Raw genomic sequence first — 19,118 nt, 5'->3', positions numbered from 1 at the left:
CTAATGTTAAGAAATAAGTTGGCATTTGCAATGGCGGGACTTGTCGGTGTGAGTTTGGCAGTTGGTGGTGGTGCTGGTTATTGGTTTGCCCATAAAAGTGAAAAAACACAATCGGACAGTACGCAGAAGACAGCTAAAGTTTTGTATTGGTACGATCCCATGAAACCCGAGCAGCATTTTGATAAGCCAGGTAAATCACCTTTTATGGACATGCAGCTGGTTCCTAAATATGCTGATGAAGGTGATGCAGGTGCTACTGAAAGTACAGTAGTAAAGATTGATCCCTCTATTCAGCAAAATCTGGCTATACGTTATGCCATGGTTGAACAAGCAATGGTAGGAAGTAACTTGCTGACCAATGGCATATTGCAGGCGAATGAGCGTCAAGTTGCTATTTTACAAACAAGAGCAAATGGATTTGTTCAGCGTGTCTATGGTCATGCCGTTGGAGATATTGTGTCTCAAGGTAGTCCGATTGCTGATGTTTCTATACCCGAGTGGACGGGTGAGCAAACAGAATTTCTGGCTGTGCTTAGAATGGGTGATCGTTCTTTAATTCAGGCAAGCAGACAACGATTACAGCTTTTGGGAATACCGCAAGATGTGATCCAGCGTGTGGAAAGAACACGTAAAGTCCAGTCCACTATGACTTTGAGCGCTCCTGTGAGTGGATTTATTGATTCACTAGAGGTACGTAGTGGAATGGCCTTAAGTATGGGGCAAACGCTTGCCACAATTAAAGGGTTTAACCCGATTTGGCTAGAAGCTGCGGTTCCCGAAGCTCAAATTGCAACAATAAAACAAGGAAGTAAGGCCGAAGTAACATTGGCTGCCTATACAAAAACAGTTACAGGTAAAGTTATTGATATTCTACCAACACTCGATACCACAAGCAGAACCATAAAAGTTCGTATTGAATTACCCAATTCAGATGGTCGTTTAAAACCGGGTATGTTTGCTAGCGTAAAATTCCTTAATAATCCCCAAGCAAGTTTAGTGATCCCGGAGCAAGCGGTAATTCGAACCGGTACACGGAATGTCGTCATTGTGGCACATGAGCAAGGACGTTTCGAACCTGTTGTCGTGCAGTTGGGACAAAGTGACGGTCTTAAAGTAGCCATCTTACAAGGGCTAAAAGTTGGGCAAAAGGTTGTGATTTCAGGACAATTCCTGATTAATTCTGAAGCAAATTTACAAGGTGTACTCGATAAGCTTAATACAGGAAAAGCTATTTCCACCTCTCAAACTCAAAATTCTAAACCATCCCTATATCAAGGTATTGGTAGAGTCGAAAAAGTTACACTTCAGGAAATTACAATCTCTCATCAAGCGATTGCAGGACTTGGTTGGGGGGCTATGACAATGAGCTTTAAACAACCTGCAAAGCCTTTTACTCAAATTCGGTCAGGTGATCAGGTTAGTTTTAGCTTTAAACAAGTTAGTGATGCTTATGTCATTTCTAATATTTCCAAGATATCTAACAATATGTCCATGGCATCTATGCCGAGTGAAAAGGGAGATCCATCATGATTGCCCGTATTATTCGGTTCTCAATTGCAAACCGTATTTTTGTATTGCTCGCAGCTCTTGTTTTAGCAGTATGGGGTACATGGGCAGTTAAGAATACACCTATTGATGCTTTGCCAGACTTATCTGATGTACAGGTTATTGTACGAACGAATTACCCTGGCCAGGCGCCTCAAATTGTTGAAAACCAGGTGACCTATCCGCTTACAACAACCATGTTATCTGTCCCTGGTGTAAAAGCGGTGAGAGGCTATTCATTTTTTGGTGATTCATTTGTTTATGTCATTTTTGATGAGCATACAGATCTTTATTGGGCTCGATCGCGTGTATTGGAATATCTGAATCAAATCCAAGGGCGGATGCCAACAAATGCAAAATCTTCGTTGGGACCAGATGCAACAGGCGTTGGCTGGATTTATGAATATGCATTAATTGACCCGACTGGGCAGCATGACCTTTCCCAGCTTCGTAGCTTACAAGACTGGTTTTTAAAATATGAGCTCAAGACATTACCCAATGTTGCAGAAGTCGCCACCATTGGTGGAATGGTAAAGCAATACCAAGTTGTACTAGATCCTACAAAAATGGCTGCATTGGGCATTACCCAGCGTAGCATTATTGATGCAATCCAAAAGGCCAATCAGGAAACTGGTGGCTCGGTATTGGAAATGGCTGAAACGGAATACATGGTGAGAGCATCCGGATACCTGAAAACTTTGGAAGATTTTCGTCAGATTCCCTTGCGCACCAATGGTTTCGGTATTCCTGTTACATTGGGCGATGTCGCAACAATTCAGCTCGGGCCTGAAATGCGCCGAGGGATCAGTGAATATAATGGCCAAGGAGAATCTGTTGGTGGTGTCATCATTTTACGGGCAGGCAAAAATGCACGTGAGACGATTGCAGCTGCAAAAGAGAAACTTGCTGAGTTACAACGGAGCCTACCGAAGGGCGTACAGATTGTTCCTGTTTATGATCGAAGTCAACTCATTGACCGGGCTGTAGAGAATCTAAGTCATAAGCTGCTGGAAGAGTTTATTGTTGTAGCGTTGGTATGTGGTTTATTCCTATGGCATTTACGATCGGCTATGGTGGCGATCGTTTCTTTACCATTAGGTGTTTTATCGGCTTTCCTTGTTATGCATTATCAAGGGCTCAATGCCAATATTATGTCACTAGGCGGTATCGCCATTGCCATAGGTGCAATGGTTGATGCGGCAGTGGTCATGGTTGAGAATGCGCATAAACATATTGAAGCTTGGCAGCATGAACATCCTGATCATATTTTGGATTCACAAGAGCGCTGGTCTATTATTGCCCGTTCTGCCAGTGAAGTTGGTCCAGCTTTATTCTTCTGTCTTCTTATTATTACTTTATCCTTTATTCCTATTTTTACCTTACAAGCACAAGAAGGTCGGTTATTTTCTCCATTAGCTTTCACAAAAACCTATGCTATGGCCGCGGCTGCTGGATTATCCATTACCTTGATTCCAGTTTTGATGGGTTATTGGATTCGTGGAAAGTTACCTTCGGAACAACGTAATCCGCTCAACCGTTTTCTTATAAAAATATATCGACCAATGTTGGATAAAGTTTTGGAGTATCCAAAGTTTACGTTATTGGCAGCATTAATCGTATTTATTCTGAGCCTTTTTCCTCTCACTCGTTTGGGTGGGGAATTCCTACCGAACATGGATGAAGGCGATTTACTTTATATGCCTTCTGCTTTACCGGGGTTATCTGCTGCCAAAGCATCTGAACTACTCCAGCAAACGGATAGGATGATTAAAACCGTTCCGGAAGTTGCGACTGTATTTGGTAAGGCTGGTCGTGCTGAGTCTGCCACCGATCCTGCACCACTTGAGATGTTTGAAACGACGATCCAGTTTAAGCCTCGTTCTGAGTGGCGTTCGGGAATGACGCCAGAAAAACTGGTCAAAGAGCTCGATAAGGCTGTTCAGGTTCCTGGATTGACGAATATTTGGGTACCACCTATTCGTAACCGGATTGATATGTTAGCGACAGGAATCAAAAGTCCAATTGGTATTAAGATTTCTGCGAGTAGCCTTGGCGAGATTGATCAGGTCGCACAGCAAGTTGAGCAAATTGCTAAAAAGGTACCGGGGGTCAGTTCTGCTCTTGCCGAAAGATTAACGGGTGGACGTTATGTTGATGTTGATATTAATCGACTTGAGGCTGCCCGTTATGGTCTAAATATCAATGATATTCAACAGATTGTTGCATCAGCGATTGGTGGAGAAAATGTTGGTGAAACCGTAGAGGGATTAGCAAGATATCCGATTAATGTTCGTTATCCGCGGGAAATTAGAGACTCATTAGAAGCTCTCAGAAATCTACCTATTCTTACTGAATCAGGTCAGCAAATTATCTTGAGCAGTGTTGCGGATATTCAACTTACGGATGGCCCACCCATGTTGAAAAGTGAGAATGCTCGTCCAAGTGGTTGGGTCTATGTGGATGTACAGGGCCGCGACTTAGCTTCTGTGGTTAAAGAACTGAAGCAGTCTATTGACCAACAAGTGAAACGTTCCGCTGGTATGAGTATTAGCTACTCGGGTCAATTCGAGTTTATGGAACGGGCAAATGCTCGTTTAAAAGTGGTTATTCCAATTACTTTGATGATCATTTTCCTACTGCTCTATCTGATTTTTAGGCAAGTACAGGATGCGGTTCTAATTATGGTCACTCTACCATTTGCTCTAATTGGTGGTATTTGGGCGATGTATTTGAGTGGTTACAATTTTTCAGTCGCAATTGCCGTTGGTTTTATCGCCTTGGCTGGAGTTGCGGCCGAGTTTGGTGTTGTTATGCTGTTTTACCTGAAACAAGCGATAGAACACACTCAGGAGAAATTACATTCGTCTGAACAATCCTTAAATGAGCAACAACTAAATGATGCAATTCGTACAGGGGCAGTATTACGGGTCCGCCCTAAAGCAATGACGGTTGCTGTGATTTTGGCAGGATTGTTGCCAATTCTTTGGGGAACTGGAACCGGATCTGAATTAATGAGCCGTATTGCTTTACCTATGGTTGGAGGCATGATTTCAGCTCCACTTTTATCAATGTTTGTTATTCCGGCTGCATATCAGCTTTTAACCAAAAGAAAACTATCAATTCATTGATAGTTTTATTGCTTATCCAAAAGAGGTTTTTATTATGTTGAAAATTATTAAAGTTATGGCATTTGTTGCGACTGTTACTGCACTCAGCGCTTGTAGTAAAAATGAAGCACCAAAGCAAGAAAAAAGCGAAGCACCGATGGAACAGATGAGTAAAGACACAGCTAAAGCTGTTTCTGCCCAAGCCATCGGCGTCATTACTGCTATTGATACTAAAGAAAATTTACTGACTCTCAACCATGAGGCTATTCCTGCAATTAAATGGCCTGCCATGACAATGGGATTTAAAGTTGTTGATCCGGCATTGTTAAATGGTTTAACTGTAGGACAACATGTAGAGTTTGAGTTAAAAGCTGAAGGCGAAAACTATATTATCATTGCTGTTAAACCGAAAGCTTCATAATCAAGAGTTTAGTTAGCCCAATAGTATCTCCTTTCTAAATTGGAGAGATACTATTGGGTATCAGCTTTTTCTATTATGTTCAAATTCATGTGCTTAGAATTTTTATCTGTGTGTTTTAAGATAAGGTCAATATACGAATAAATTAAAAATTAGAACTCAGTTTCTTGTTATAACGTTCAAAAAAGTATTTAAATATATTAGGTTATTTATAACTATAGGTAAAAATAAATTATGGACCAAGATTGGATTCTTCAAAAGAAAGAAACTCGTAGAACTTTTGCTAACTCTACATGGATTCCGTTGAGAGCATCCTCTAGTGAAGAGAAAGGGAATGTCAAAAATATTGGTTATATTAGTGAGTTTTTTGGGTGTGGTTCAGCTGCATTTCCTTCAGAAAAAATAGAAATTGCAGAAACGTTAGGATGGGGGGATCTTGGATTAAGTCGTGATGTTGCTCCTTATGCATACGATGATGGGTATTACTCATCCATTGAGCAATATCAATATAATGATAGAGATCCTATCGGTATTAACCTTGTATTTACTCACCAGCAGCCAGTAATAGGTTTAACTAAATGGATAATAAATCCTGATTTAATAGTAGCCCTTCGTTTAGTGAAAGAAGGAGATAATTGGGTAAGACCAGAAGAAGATTTTTGTGTAGTTATAAGGGAGTTTTTTGACTCTAAGGGTAATCATCGTTTAATTGAAATTAAAAGGGAGTTTCTTGCTGATTATTTAGCAGCAAGGGGGCTTTCTCTACGTTTATCTTATTATCGTCAAAGAGTAGAAAATGTTTCTAATATTGAAGATAGTAGTTATGTAGGGCTTGAGAGCTTTAAAGAACAAAGGGATCAAGGTCGATTTGAGCTTTTAATTCGTGATTTAGAAAAAGTTTATGGGGGTGGATGGGCTTCTTTTCGTGTTTGGAGAACTGATATAGATGAAGAAGAAGATGCTCCTGTGATGGGGCCAGAAAATAATGAAAATACTGAATCGGAAAGTTCAGAAGGCCATATAGAAGGTTATCCAGGAGTAAGAGTAGAAGGGGAGTTTTGGCGTGATGAATGGATTGTACATCAAGGGCGAAGTATCCGTGTTCGTGGGGATATGGATATTAACCTACCAAGTTTCATCGTAGAAACTGATGGGAAGAGAATTTCATCACTAGATTTAAATAATGAAGATGTAGGACGCTGGTTATGGTTTCGCCCAAGCATTGTAAATGAGCTTCTTAATCATCGCGGTTTTTATTTGAAATGGTATACAGCTGAAACAGGTGGTATCCAGTCTACTTCAGGTTATTCTACGCATTTTGGAATCAATGACTCTGATCTGATTACTGTCTATGCTTATGATATTGCTCGTCTTGAGGCATGGGAACAACATATTTGGGCTGCACATAATGTTGCTCCTGAAGGGAAGGTTTCTGCTGAATTACTGTCCGCTCAAGTAAAAGTACAAGTTGCATCAACTTATGCTGTTGAAGAGTTACTTTTTCAGAGTATGCGTATGCTAGAACAAGGGTTTCGTAAGAAGTTTAAAATTGATTTATATAGACATGACATAGATGATAGCGAATTAACACAAAGTATTTCTCGCTTTATGAGTAGGGATCGCGCTTCATTATTGCGTTTGGCAAAAGATTTGATCCGGGTGTTTTCTGAGCGTCTTAATATCACTGCTCTTCGCACGTTATCTGCTCATAAAGACAAAGATAAATTAGGTTCTAATAAACTTCTTGAAGATATTCTAGCCCAAGAAATTGGCAATGATAAAGCTCGAAAAGTATTTGGAGTAATTGCTGGTACGTATGACATGCGTTTAGGTGATGCTCATCAAACTAGTTCTAAAATTGAAGATGCTTTAAAGCTTGCTAAAATTGATGAACAAGACTCATTTTTAAGGCAAGGTGAACAGCTTATTTCTAATTTTGGGCAAACAATTTGGTGGATTGGGAAATTTTTGTTTGGTCAAAAAGAAGCTGTAGATTAAACATGGGGTTAGAGACTTTAATTATTTTTTTAAAACAAAAACTCTTGTTGTTTATTTAGTTTTTCATGGGAAGGTATCTGAGTACTTTAAAAGCTAGGAATGTTCAGATACCGACATACCTAAAGGAGCTCATTACACTATAGACACGAACAGTTATAGAGACGAGAACCATGATATCGATAGATCAAACAAAAGCCCTGCAAGTGTGTGAAAATATTCTATTAGATAAAAAAGCTAGCAATATACAGGCGCATATTTTACCTAGTGAAAACATAATCATTGACAGGTTACTTGAGCGAAAAGTTGAGTTACAACACGCTTATCGTGAATTGTATTTAAAACTGGGTAAATACCATCAAGCACTCAGAAGCTTTTTAGAAATATTTGTAAGCATTACTTCTATGCATAACCCAGAGGAGGTAGTGAAGTCTAGGTCAGCTCAAAAACAATTAAACGAAGTTAATCAGCAAATTGCTGTTAAAGCTCATGAACTGGCTAACCTGTTAGAGTCAAGATCGGAGTTAATAAATACATCTGATTTTACAACCCCTACCCATTATCACATTGGTAATGTAATTCGTGAAGCCTCTCAAAGTAATCCGTATTTCAGATCACATTTGCAAGCAGAGCTAAAGCTGCTTCAAGGTCGGTTTGATTTTAAATATTGGCCTCAGTTACATGAGTTGATAAGAGTAATTGCTGAAGATGCAAGGGTAGCTCTACCTACTGCCATAGATTCTGTTACTGAAGCAGCAACAAGTGGGGAGAGGGCTTCCTTGGCAGATTATTTTAGAGCTTTTTTTGAAGCCATAGAATGTAATCGTCATAAAGAGTATGGTTTTTTACCTGATGACTTTAAATTAACTGATAGTTCAATTGCTACCTTAGCTAATTGTGCACTGCTGTTAGAACCAGAAGAAATGATTGATGGACCATATGTGAAAAACTTTAGAAGTCGTGAGCGCAAACGCCTAAATAGTGGCTTTTAATCTTGAAGTATGTGGACAACTCTAAAGTTGTCCCCAAAGTCGATGAAACAATCTGTAAACCTACTGCGATTGAGTTCATGCGAGACTGACTTTTGCTTGTTTCGAAAGCTCGTATTCTTGAATAGACTTTTTCAACTGATCAATTGGAAGATAGAACTCATCTTTAAAGCCTAATTTTTTCATAAAAGCTTGGCAGTCAAGGTTTGGGCATTCTACTTGTAAATATTCATACCCAAATTTTTCTCCGAAATTACAGAGTTCCTTCAATAAAGCTGTTCCATAACCATTTTTTTGTTTCTTAAACCCAATGCGGGCTACAACAATGTATTTCTTATCTTTATGATCAGCAAAGGCATATTTTCCGAATCTAAGATAAAGATCATCAAATCTTCTACTAAAAGCAATATTCATGCTTTCTTTAGGTTTCTTTTGACTTAATGCGATAGATGAAATTCTTACTCGCGAGTATCCTAATTGTTCTGTGGCAAATCTTTGAAGTAAACATGAGATTTCATTTTGTTCCTCAAGTCCAATGAGTTTATCTTCTGCTGGTGTCATTTTTTCTCAGATTATTAAAAATAAAATACTTAGCCATAAATAATGGTCAGCTTTTATATTTCAAGAAAAAAATCTAACTCTTTCCCTATCTGTGATAAATGATTAGGCAGTTAAAGTTGTCTTTCATACTTTATATATAATAATTACCAAAATGGGAATTGAGATGTTTTTAAAATTGGTGTAACTTGTTACCAAATTGGGAATATTTTTAAATGAAGCTTTTAGGACTTGAAAAAATAACAGTGATTGAATGTGAGTTTGCCAAAAAGTGGCTCATAAGTTGGATCTCTGAAATACGTGATGCTCATTGGCGGGGGGCGGAAGATATTTTGAAACAATTTCCCAAAGTATCTATTTTGGAAAACCAATGTTTCGAATTTTCAATACATAACTCTAATTGGGTTATTTGTCTACAAATCGCGTTTTCTCAAAGAATAGCGATTATTAAAGCTGTAAACATTAAAGGTGCTAACAATGGAATTTAAAGTTATTCGTACAAGAGAGCAGTATCAAGCTTATCTTGACGAAGTGCATTCTTTAATTATGCTAAATCCTGCTATCGGAAGTCTTGAAAGTGATCGGTTGGAATTATTATCAGTTTTAATTGAAGATTATGAAAATAAACAATATCCGATAGAGGCACCTGATCCTATTGATGCAATTCTATTTAGAATGCACGAGAAAGGATTAAAACAAGCTGATTTGGCCCCATATTTTGGTACTACAAGTCGGGTTTCTGAAGTTCTTAATCGAAAAAGAGCTTTAACCGTAGATATGATCCGAGCATTATCTGTAGGGTTGGGACTGTCGGTAGAGACATTAATTGGTTTATCAAATTCAAAGAATACATTAGATAAAAATAACATTGATTGGTCTAAATTTCCTGTTAAAGAGATGAAAAATAGAGGGTGGTTAAAAACACTTCTTTCAGATACAGCCGCATCAACCGAGAGTATTATCCAAAAATATATTGCTCAATCTGGTTTACAAATCGGCTCAGCTTCTTTTAAGCGTAAGTTGTCTGGTGATGCTCAAACACCTAACACGATGTATGCATTGTATGCGTGGTTAGCTAGAGTCATTCTCCAAGCTAGAGATAAGAAAAATAGTTTAGGAAAATATGATCCTAATTTAATAAATAGTAATTTTTTAAGAGAGTTGGCTCAATTAAGTTGGTTTGAGCATGGGCCAATATTAGCAATTGAATACTTAGAAAAACATGGAATTGCTGTAGTCATTGAGCCTCATCTTAAAGGTACGCATCTTGATGGAGCTGCATTGAAGGACAGTGATGGTACACCTATTATTGGACTAAGTTTACGATATGACCGATTGGATAATTTTTGGTTTACGTTACTACATGAATGCGCACATATTTGGAAACATGTTGATGAAACAGAAGCATTTCTCGATGATCTAGATTCATCAAGTATGGAGGATCGGAGGGAAGCAGAAGCAAATCGATTGGCAAGAGAGGCATTTATACCAAGAGGAGTTTTGAGACGTACAGAGGCATTTATCTCACCAAGTAAAGAATCTATTGAAAAGTTGGCTAAAGAGTTGAGGATTCATCCAGCAATCATTGCAGGGCGTATTCGAAAAGAGTTGGGAAATTACACCTTATTTTCAGACTTGGTTGGTCAATATCAGGTCAAGGCATTATTAACCAATTCTCATTTATTAAGTGTTGAGGAGTAGAGATGATGAAAATTCCAGAATATGTCCCAATCATGAAAGCGAAGCAAGGTGAATTTGATGCGATAAAACCTATTAGGTCTGAGCAGTTAGAATATCAAATACAGCCAACGTTCCACCCTTTATTTGAAATGCCTAATGTTTATAAAGAAGGGGCTTCAAGACTTGTTGATGTTAATAGCCGCTGTGAGAAAATAGGGAAATTATGGAGTGGAAATATTGCTTTAGTGGATGGTTATTTTTGGAAACCATCTGAAGCTTTATTGGAGAATGGTGAGCATTTCATAACCTATACTTATAACAAATTGTTTGCATTAGGAGTAAAGGTAGTTCCTGTAATTGGTTATGACCGTTGGTTTGATCAAATGAGTAGTCTTTATCATCAAACAATGAAAAATTTAAATTATCCAGAGGCTCCTTATTTTTGTATAAGACTAGATGGTGATGCACTGTATGATATTGATGAACCTGATTTTTTTAAAGAACAGCTAGAATCAATTATTTCTGATTTAAAATTAGCAGAAAATAATTGTTCTATTTTATTAGATTTTGGTGATGTAAGTGTCAATCGTATAACAATTGAGCAGATGCTAAGTAAGTCGAGAGACTTTTTAGAAGTATTGGCTGAATATGATTTTAAATACATTTCTATCAGTGGGGCTTCATATCCTTCAAGCATTGCGGAAGCCATCGAAGATCATGATACGGATGGTCCGGTACTTCGAAAGGAAATGGTTGTATGGCAGACATTAAGAAACATGTTCCCTAATGTTAAATTGAAGTTTGCAGATCATGGGGCAAGGCATCCAGCTGCAGAAAAGCAAATTATTAATCAGCATACAAATGGAAAAATTATCTACACTATAGATAAAAATTACTATGTCGTAAGAGGTCACCCATTTTCTAGAGATGGCGGAAGTCATAAACATAGAAAGCAATTAGCAATGAGATTAATTAATTCTATCTATTATGAAGACGCGAGCTTTAGTTGGGGGGATAATAAAATTTTTGAGTGCGCGCATGGTATCAAGGGGTTTATAGGAAGTTCTACGCAATGGGTTGCAATTGATACAAATCACCATATTCGGCATGTCTTAGAGGAAATAGGATCTTTTGAGCTAGCTTATCAAAAATAGATTAAATAAAAATCCAGTCTTCAAAAGGGACTGGATTTTTTAATTATTTTTCAGCAATTAAATTTTTACACTAAATTTACACCATGATTTTTATTTTTCTTATTAAGTGTTTAATATTAATAATTATTTTATATTAGTTGATCCTATCCATCATAGGTGCGACAGAAATACGAGGTTGTAACGATTGAAGTGATTGCATAGCCAATAGACCCAAAAGTCGCTAAATTAATGAAAGGGCAGCATTATACGGGGTTTAGCCCTGAATCGACAGTGGCATTTAACCGAGTAATTTATAACCACCCTTATGTTGAATATAGAAAGATGATTTATAACAATTTACTTCATGAGTGAGCGAGCTGCTTTTTTTGTAAGAAAGCATCAAATGACACAAAAAAAAATACAAAATACAACGACCCCCACCCCTGCAACACATGTCATAGCCCCCCCGCCATGATTCCAAGCAAAAATCCCTAAGGCAGAGCCACCAGCTCCTCCAATAAAATAAGTGGTCATATAAATAGCATTAATACGTGATTTAGCATCTGGACGTAAACGGAAAATAATGCTCTGGTTGCTGGTGTGAACGAGTGCGAGTGCTAATTGAATTAAAGCAAATCCAATAATATAAGTAGAAAGTAGAGTTTGTCCGAAGTAGAAACAAATCCAACTTATCAAGAACAATCCACAGCCCATCCATGTAAGTAATCTTGTGTAGCCTTGATCGGCATATTTACCAATATAGCGTGTTGATAATGCCCCAAAGATACCGACTAGAGGTACTAGTCCGATAAATAGATCTGGTAAATGGTGTGCTGAGGTGAGAAGTAATGCGATGGTTGAATACAAGGTACTTACTGCTGCAAAGGCAAAAGCACCTGTAAGTGCTCTTAATAAGAGTCTTTTTTCTTGCTTTAAAAGCTGAGCCATGGAAACAAAGATTTGCCCATAGTTCATTTTCATACGTAAGACATAAGGCAAGCGACTTTTTAAAGTAAATGCCAACAGAAGCATTAATACGCCGCTTACGACATACACTATTTTCCAGTGGAAAAGGTTGGAAAATAATCCAGCTAGACTGGTAGAGAGTAAAATCCCGACCAATAAGCCGCTCATTAAAAAACCAATGATCTCGCCAGTTTTTTCGGGTTTTACTGTCATGGTTGCAAGTGGAATGAGGACTTGGGCAGCAACAGAAAACAATCCCGCTAAAATTGTACCGATCCATAACATGGGTAAGTTCACGGCAAAAGCAGATGTAAATAGGCCAACTGCGCAAAGTACCATCAAAAACGGAATAGCTTTGGCTTTATTAACGATGTCACCCATTGGGACAATAAATAGTAAACCGAGGGCATAAGACACTTGAGCAAATGTTACAGTTAAAGCAGCTTGTGCCTGAGTTACAGCAAACTCTTGCTGAATGGAGTGAATCAGCGGCTGACAATAATAATTCACACCTGCACATAAACCGCATGCTGCTGCCATCAACCAAAGCAAAGGTTTATTTTGACTGATATCTTCAGGGGTAGACATGACGTTCTCTCAGTTTTATTGGGTGTATGCTGTTGCTTCAACTTCAATAAGCATGTGTTCTAGCGCAAGGCGCGGCACAGGAATAAGTGTACAGGCAGGAAAAGGATGATTTTTCCATAAATTTTGCATAATTTTAATCAAAATTTGATGTTTTTCGACCGAGTGGTCAACAACTAAAACTCTCAATACAGCAATATTGCTAAGCTCTGCATTGGCTGCTTTTAAAGCATATTGAATATTATCAAAGACTTGGATCACTTGTTCTTCAAAACTTGGGCTTAATTCACCTTGGGAATTTTCGCCTCCTTGACCTGCTACATGAATAATATTCTTAAAGCTTTCCACTACAGCAACATGACTATAAGCGTTAGGAGTTGGGTTATATAAAGTTGATGGATTTATGATTTTAAAAGTTTCTTGACTCATTGGAACTCAACCGTTCATTAAAATTTAGATGAGTATCCAACCTCAACTTAAGTTGAGGTCAAGAGAATTTAATATTTTAGTCTTTTCTTTCTGAGTGTAATCATCATGACACCGACAATATTGAGAAGGCAGCCGACCCATTGCCACATATTGAGATGTTCATTTAAAAAAGCAACGGCAAGCAAAATCGTTAAAACTGGTCCAATTGAAGCAATCATTGCAGATTGAGAGGCACCTAATCGTTCAATGCTTTGCATGAGCATAACGGTGGGTAGCACGGTAACTAAAAAGCCTAAGCCAATGCCATACCAAATTACACTAGAGGGAAGTTGTAATAGAAGTTGAATTGGATGAGGTGTACTTAATGCGTAATGAGTTAATGTGCCGATACAAGCCACAGTTAAGGCTAACCCTGTGAAATTCCAAGAGCCAAATTTCTTAATGAGAGGTGGCGTCAGCAACAAATAGCCAGCGAAAGCCACGGCACTTGCAAATACGGAACTTGTTCCTAACCAGAAGTTGCCCTGAATTGGTGCGTTGTTGTGCTCCTGAAGCATAACCAGTACCGTTCCACCATAACTAAGAAAAATGGCAAATAAACTTTTTACATCTAATTTTTGTTTGTAGAGTAAGCTCGAGACTATGACAGTAAGCGTGGGATATAAAAATAGAATAATTCGTTCTAGAGAGGCGCTAATAAACATAAGACCCATGAAATCGAGCCAACTTGCAAAGTAGTAGCCTAATAGACCGGCAAAAATTAAAATTAGCCAATCCTTCTTTTTTATGCCCTGATTATGATGCCTGTTAAACCAGCAAATTAATAGAAAGAACGGTAAGGCGCTTAACATACGTAAAGCCATCAAGATCGTACCGTCTACTAATGGAGAAAGGGCATAAGTCTGTTTAATAAAAATTGCTTTGGTACTGAATAGAAACGCAGAGCAAAGAGCAAAAAAAGACCCGATTTGAAACGAAGATAAAGAAATTTTCATATACAGGACTGTATAAGAGAGACTATTGTCTGCAAAAAAAGAAAAACCTTCTTATATTACACCCCTAAACAAATATCGTGAATCATCAGTTCAAAATATGGGTATTTATTAAATAAATAGTGGGTGGTATTTTAAAAAAGTTCAATTAGAATCCAAATTCTGTACAAAGAATACACATGGGGGAAACATTGCAGCTTGCAATGTTTTTGACAATGAGAAATTAGCTTGAGGAACGCTCATGCAGATCGGAATCCCAACCGAAACTGTCGTCGGTGAAAATCGTGTAGCTGCTACGCCAGAGACAGTAAAGAAGTTGATTAGCGCTGGTCATAGCGTTGTGATTGAACGTGGTGCTGGTGTAAAGGCTGCGTACATTGATAGTGCTTATGAACAGGTCGGTGCAACCATTACGGATGATGCCTATACGGGTAGTCAAATTATTTTGAAAGTTCGCGCACCACAGGGCGCGGAAATTCAGAAACTTGCAGCAAATACCGCTGTTGTAGCAATGTTTGATCCTTATCGTAACACCGAGCTAGATCAGTTTGCGAATCAACAAGTGTCTGCTTTTGCTTTAGAACTGCTTCCTCGTACGCTTTCTCGTGCACAAAACATGGATGTGTTGTCTTCTCAAGCAAACTTAGCTGGTTATAAGTCGGTTTTACTTGCTGCTGCTGAATATCAACGCATGTTCCCAATGCTTATGACTGCTGCGGGTACTGTAAAGCCTGCGCGTGTTGTAATCATGGGTGTTGGGGTTGCTGGTCTTCAGGCGATTGCAACTGCAAAACGTTTAGGTGCAATTGTTGAAGCGACAGACTTACGTCCTACAGCAAAAGATCAAGTTGAGTCTTTAGGTGGCAAGTGGTTAGACGTCCCAATGTCTGAAGAAGAGCAACAACGTGCAGCAGATGCCGCTAAAAATGGTTATGGATGGATGCCGGGTGAGCAATACATCAAAGACCAAGCTGCGATTGTAGATAAAGCTGTTTCTAATGCTGACATCGTGATTACTACTGCATTGTTACCAGGTCGTGATGCGCCGCGTCTGATTAAAGCTGAAACTGTTGCCAAGATGAAACCAGGCTCTGTCATTTTAGATATGGCTGTTGAAACTGGTGGTAACGTTGAAGGCTCTAAAGTTGGTGAGACTGTGTTTACAGAAAATGGCGTGAAAATTTTGGGTGTTCCAAATATTCCGGCAACTGTAGCAACAGAAGCTTCTGCATTGTATGCGCGTAACGTTTTTAATTTCGTAGAGACCTTATTCGACAAAGAGAAAAACTTTGCGATTAATCAGGAAGACGAAATCCAAAAAGCCCTATTGGTCACTCATGGCGGTCAAGTACTGCTTAAGCGTGGTTAAGGAGATTTCTCATGGTTGAAACTATTACAATTTTCGTCCTTGCCATCTTCGTAGGTTATTACGTGGTTTGGGGTGTTACGCCAGCTTTGCATACACCACTTATGGCAGTAACTAATGCGTTGTCATCTATTATTGTGGTAGGTGCGATGTTGCAAACTGTAGGTCTGCCAGTTTTAGGTGTGGATGCTAACGTTGCATTTCAAAGTGTGAATGTGGTGAGCGTACTCGGTGCGATTGCAGTATTTTTGGCAAGCATTAATATTTTCGGTGGCTTTGCAGTAACTGCACGCATGCTGGAAATGTTCAAGCCTAAGCAAAAGAAATAAGAGGGCTTTGACATGGAATTTATTCAAGCAAATGCAAACTGGTTGTACCTTGTTGGTGCAATCCTCTTTATCTTGACGCTTCGTGGTTTATCTGGTCCTAAAACGGCAATTCAAGGTAACCGTTACGGTATGATCGCAATGGCGATTGCAGTTGTAACAACCTTCTTTGTTGCGAATAACCCAGTTATTTGGATGATCGTTGGGGCAATGGTGTTAGGTGCAATCGTGGGTATTGCGCGCGCACGTACAGTACCAATGACGCAAATGCCAGAAACAGTTGCGCTTATGCACTCATTGGTGGGTTTGGCTGCTGTTTTAATTGCGATTGCTGCAATTTTACATAACAACCAACTTACTGAACTATTCGTTCAAAATGAAGCGGCTTTAACAGCAGCTGGCGTGCAACATGCACACATGAGCAAGGTTCACTTATTTGAGTTGTTTGTTGGTTGTTTCGTTGGTGCGATTACCTTTACTGCATCTGTGTTTGCGTACGGTAAATTGGCTGCGAAAAAATGGGCTAAAACAATTTCTGGTGCATGGGTTAAACCTGTTCAAGCACTTATCTTTGTTGCGATGTTGGCTTGTGGTTTCTACTTCTTCACGACTGGCAACATGACTGCTTTCTGGGCAATGACAGCACTTGCACTTGCATTTGGTTGGGTTTGGATTGCACCGGTGGGTGGTGGTGATATGCCTGTAGTGGTATCGCTTCTTAACTCATTCTCTGGTTGGGCAGCGGCAGGTATTGGTTTTACTCTTGAAAACAACATGTTGATCGTTGCAGGTTCACTTGTAGGTTCATCTGGTGCGATTCTGTCGTACATCATGTGTAAAGCAATGAACCGTTCGATCATCAATGTATTGTTTGGTGGGGCAATGGGTGGTGCAGCAGTTGCATCTGCAGATAAAGGTGAACAAGTTCAACGTAACTACCGTTCAGGTTCTGCTGATGATGCAGGCTTCTTGATGTCAAATGCGGACAGCGTTGTGATTGTACCGGGTTATGGTATGGCGCAAGGTCGTGCTCAAAATGCGGTAAAAGAGTTGTGTGAACTTTTGAAAGAACAGGGTGTAACGGTTCGCTTTGCAATCCATCCGGTTGCAGGTCGTATGCCTGGTCATATGAACGTACTACTTGCTGAAGCGGACGTGGCATATGAAGACATCTTGGAAATGGATGAGATCAACTCAGACTTCCCTGCAACTGACGTAGTACTTGTAATTGGTGCAAACGACGTTGTAAACCCGGCTGCGAAAGATGATCCAAGCTCACCAATTTATGGTATGCCGATTCTTGAAGCTCATAAAGCGCGTACAATTATGGTAATTAAGCGTTCTATGGCAACAGGTTATGCTGGTCTAGACAACGACTTGTTCTATAACGAAAAAACAATGATGATCTTTGGTGATGCCAAGAAAGTTGTTGAAGATATGACAAAAGCAATTAACGGTACAGGCCACTAAGCTGCTTTGAAATAAAAAACCACCTTTCGGTGGTTTTTTATTTGGGCTGTTTTTTTAAAGAAATTTTTCTACAAGGTCCATAGATTGTTGATAGAGGTCACGTGCAAGTTGCTGATTTTTAGCATGTGATGATTTCCAGTCTGGCATATGTGCACTGACATATTCGCCGTTGCGGTTTTGCCATGCCTCAGAAGTTGCCATTTCTGTAATGAGCTTTGCTGGAACTGAGGTTGGGACTAGGCCTAATTTCATCGCCGCATAGACAGGTTTGGGTAAGTCGCGATAAATATCAGAAGCGACACCGCCTGGATGTAGTGCGTTATTGGTAATTGAGCTTCCAGCTAACTGTTCTGCTAATGCATTGCTGAATAGTAAATTCGCAAGCTTTGATTGACCATAATAGAAGAGGGGATTGTAAAAACCTTCTGCGCGAAATTTATTGGGTTTAATTGAGCCAACCCAATGAGCAATAGACGCAAGATGAATAATGCGCGCTTTAGGAGACTGTTGTAAAACTGGAAGTAGTTTTTGAGTTAATAAAAAATGGCCTAAATAATTAACCCCAAATTGTTGCTCAAAGCCTTCATGGGTCAGTTGTTTTGTTTTGGCAAATAAACCTGCGTTATTAATGAGTACGTCAAGATCGCCATATTTTTCTGCAATTTCATCGGCAGCTTTTCTAGTTAATTCAAGACTATTTAAGTCGAGAGAAACGACATCGACTTGTCCTTGGTTAAGTGAGCGTAGTTTGTTTTGTGCCTCTTGCGCTTTTTGAGGATTTCGACATGCCAAAATCACATGTTGCCCTTGTTTAACAAGTTGTTCTGCTGTCGCGAAACCTATGCCCGTATTAGCACCTGTAATTAATATCTTCACTTTCTGTACTCCGGTTATGCTATTTATTGGTGGGGACTTCAAGAATTTGTATAGTGCTGCAAATTTGACAATTTGTCATGTCAAAATTAGTTGTAAGTGATGATTGGTGCTTTGGGGGTAGGGTCTGCGTATTTGAATGTAATTAAAATCGATATTAGATAAATAAAAAAGCGGCTCAAAAGAGCCGCTTTTTTTAAAAGCAAAATTTTAAGCAACCGACTCTGGAGCGGTACGCCATAAGCTTTCTAAATCATAGAATTTACGGGCTGTTGGTAGCATTACGTGTACTACAACAAAGCCGAGATCAATCAAGATCCATTCTGCATCTCGTTCACCTTCAACGCCAATCGGGCGGAAACCGGCTTTTCGAGCTTCTTCTGCAACATTGTCAGCAAGTGCTTTGACATGGCGAGTAGAAGTACCACTTGCAATTACAATAGCATCAGCGACATTGCTAATTGAGCTAACATCTAACTGGAGAATATCTTTTGCTTTTACATCAACTAAAGCGTCGTGGACGACTTTGAGACAAGCTTGTACGTCTTTATTTGAGGTGTTCATTGCGAAATCGTGAGAATTAGACACGCTGGGCGATGGTTCTAAATTCATATAGGGTATATTTTCCTGACAATTACTCACTATCTAATATAGTGGTTTTCTTACTAAATTTCAAACAGAAGTCG

At 39.1% G+C, this 19,118-nt stretch carries 16 protein-coding genes and 1 pseudogene; 11 read left to right on the top strand and 6 right to left on the bottom strand.

Features of this window, described 5'->3' with window-relative positions; all coding sequences use genetic code 11:
- Window positions 1–3: 3 nt before the first annotated feature.
- The 5 genes from J663_RS09465 to J663_RS09445 all read left to right on the top strand — a co-directional run bounded on the left by J663_RS09465 (window position 4) and on the right by J663_RS09445 (window position 8,057).
- Window positions 4–1,530, top strand: a complete 1,527-nt coding sequence (locus J663_RS09465) for an efflux RND transporter periplasmic adaptor subunit (protein WP_033849327.1) — start codon at window positions 4–6, stop codon at window positions 1,528–1,530.
- The gene (locus J663_RS09460; RefSeq protein WP_033849326.1) at window positions 1,527–4,673 is read left to right on the top strand and encodes an efflux RND transporter permease subunit; all 3,147 of its coding nucleotides are present in this window, start codon (window positions 1,527–1,529) and stop codon (window positions 4,671–4,673) included. The genes J663_RS09465 and J663_RS09460 overlap by 4 nt, the downstream gene beginning before the upstream one ends.
- A 34-nt stretch (window positions 4,674–4,707) precedes the next feature.
- A complete protein-coding gene (locus tag J663_RS09455) occupies window positions 4,708–5,073 on the top strand; it encodes a copper-binding protein (protein WP_033849323.1) in 366 nt (121 codons plus the stop codon).
- A gap of 231 nt (window positions 5,074–5,304) precedes the next feature.
- Window positions 5,305–7,068: a hypothetical protein gene (locus J663_RS09450; RefSeq protein WP_033849321.1), complete on the top strand. Its 1,764-nt coding sequence runs from the start codon at window positions 5,305–5,307 to the stop codon at window positions 7,066–7,068.
- 170 nt (window positions 7,069–7,238) lie between these two features.
- Window positions 7,239–8,057 (top strand): hypothetical protein, encoded by an 819-nt coding sequence (locus J663_RS09445; protein WP_033849319.1) that lies wholly within the window; start codon window positions 7,239–7,241, stop codon window positions 8,055–8,057.
- 75 nt (window positions 8,058–8,132) lie between these two features.
- Here the strand turns inward: J663_RS09445 and J663_RS09440 are convergent, their stop codons facing one another.
- Window positions 8,133–8,615 carry a GNAT family N-acetyltransferase gene (locus J663_RS09440; RefSeq protein WP_033849317.1) on the bottom strand — a complete coding sequence of 161 codons (483 nt, stop codon included), beginning with the start codon at window positions 8,613–8,615 and terminating at the stop codon, window positions 8,133–8,135.
- A gap of 212 nt (window positions 8,616–8,827) precedes the next feature.
- On the opposite strand from J663_RS09440, the gene J663_RS09435 reads away from it, so the two are divergent.
- The 3 genes from J663_RS09435 to J663_RS09425 are packed head-to-tail and all read left to right on the top strand — an operon-like array spanning window position 8,828 to window position 11,446.
- The gene (locus J663_RS09435) at window positions 8,828–9,100 is read left to right on the top strand and encodes a type II toxin-antitoxin system HigB family toxin (RefSeq protein ID WP_033849315.1); all 273 of its coding nucleotides are present in this window, start codon (window positions 8,828–8,830) and stop codon (window positions 9,098–9,100) included.
- Window positions 9,090–10,313: an ImmA/IrrE family metallo-endopeptidase gene (locus J663_RS09430; RefSeq protein WP_033849313.1), complete on the top strand. Its 1,224-nt coding sequence runs from the start codon at window positions 9,090–9,092 to the stop codon at window positions 10,311–10,313. Before J663_RS09435 ends, J663_RS09430 begins: the two co-directional genes overlap by 11 nt.
- 2 nt (window positions 10,314–10,315) lie before the next feature.
- The gene (locus J663_RS09425; protein ID WP_033849311.1) at window positions 10,316–11,446 is read left to right on the top strand and encodes a beta family protein; all 1,131 of its coding nucleotides are present in this window, start codon (window positions 10,316–10,318) and stop codon (window positions 11,444–11,446) included.
- A gap of 341 nt (window positions 11,447–11,787) precedes the next feature.
- On the opposite strand, the pseudogene J663_RS09420 reads toward J663_RS09425, so the two are convergent.
- From J663_RS09420 to J663_RS09410, 3 genes and pseudogenes are all read right to left on the bottom strand, one after another.
- A pseudogene (locus J663_RS09420) lies at window positions 11,788–12,979 on the bottom strand (MFS transporter).
- Window positions 12,980–12,994: 15 nt separating this feature from the next.
- Window positions 12,995–13,405, bottom strand: a complete 411-nt coding sequence (locus J663_RS09415) for a RidA family protein (protein WP_033849307.1) — start codon at window positions 13,403–13,405, stop codon at window positions 12,995–12,997.
- Window positions 13,406–13,473: 68 nt separating this feature from the next.
- Window positions 13,474–14,400: a DMT family transporter gene (locus J663_RS09410; RefSeq protein WP_033849306.1), complete on the bottom strand. Its 927-nt coding sequence runs from the start codon at window positions 14,398–14,400 to the stop codon at window positions 13,474–13,476.
- Between the two features lie 238 nt (window positions 14,401–14,638).
- Between J663_RS09410 and J663_RS09405 the strand changes: the two genes are divergently transcribed.
- The 3 genes from J663_RS09405 to J663_RS09395 are packed head-to-tail and all read left to right on the top strand — an operon-like array spanning window position 14,639 to window position 17,559.
- On the top strand, window positions 14,639–15,766 hold the full coding sequence (locus J663_RS09405; protein WP_032052909.1) for a Re/Si-specific NAD(P)(+) transhydrogenase subunit alpha: 1,128 nt from the start codon (window positions 14,639–14,641) through the stop codon (window positions 15,764–15,766).
- 11 nt (window positions 15,767–15,777) lie between these two features.
- Window positions 15,778–16,092 (top strand): proton-translocating transhydrogenase family protein, encoded by a 315-nt coding sequence (locus J663_RS09400; protein ID WP_000230434.1) that lies wholly within the window; start codon window positions 15,778–15,780, stop codon window positions 16,090–16,092.
- A gap of 12 nt (window positions 16,093–16,104) precedes the next feature.
- Window positions 16,105–17,559, top strand: coding sequence for an NAD(P)(+) transhydrogenase (Re/Si-specific) subunit beta (locus J663_RS09395; protein WP_033849305.1), 1,455 nt, complete (start codon window positions 16,105–16,107; stop codon window positions 17,557–17,559).
- 54 nt (window positions 17,560–17,613) lie between these two features.
- Here J663_RS09395 and J663_RS09390 read toward each other — a convergent pair whose 3' ends face one another.
- A complete protein-coding gene (locus tag J663_RS09390) occupies window positions 17,614–18,435 on the bottom strand; it encodes an SDR family NAD(P)-dependent oxidoreductase (protein ID WP_033849303.1) in 822 nt (273 codons plus the stop codon).
- Between the two features lie 207 nt (window positions 18,436–18,642).
- A complete protein-coding gene (gene rsfS / locus J663_RS09385) occupies window positions 18,643–19,044 on the bottom strand; it encodes a ribosome silencing factor (protein WP_001047580.1) in 402 nt (133 codons plus the stop codon).
- Window positions 19,045–19,118 lie beyond the last annotated feature (74 nt).

This window comes from Acinetobacter sp. 826659 (genome assembly GCF_000588515.1).
GTDB lineage: Bacteria > Pseudomonadota > Gammaproteobacteria > Pseudomonadales > Moraxellaceae > Acinetobacter > Acinetobacter pittii.
Note: the sequence above shows the minus strand (reverse complement) of the source record. Positions and strands in the feature narration are given on the sequence as shown.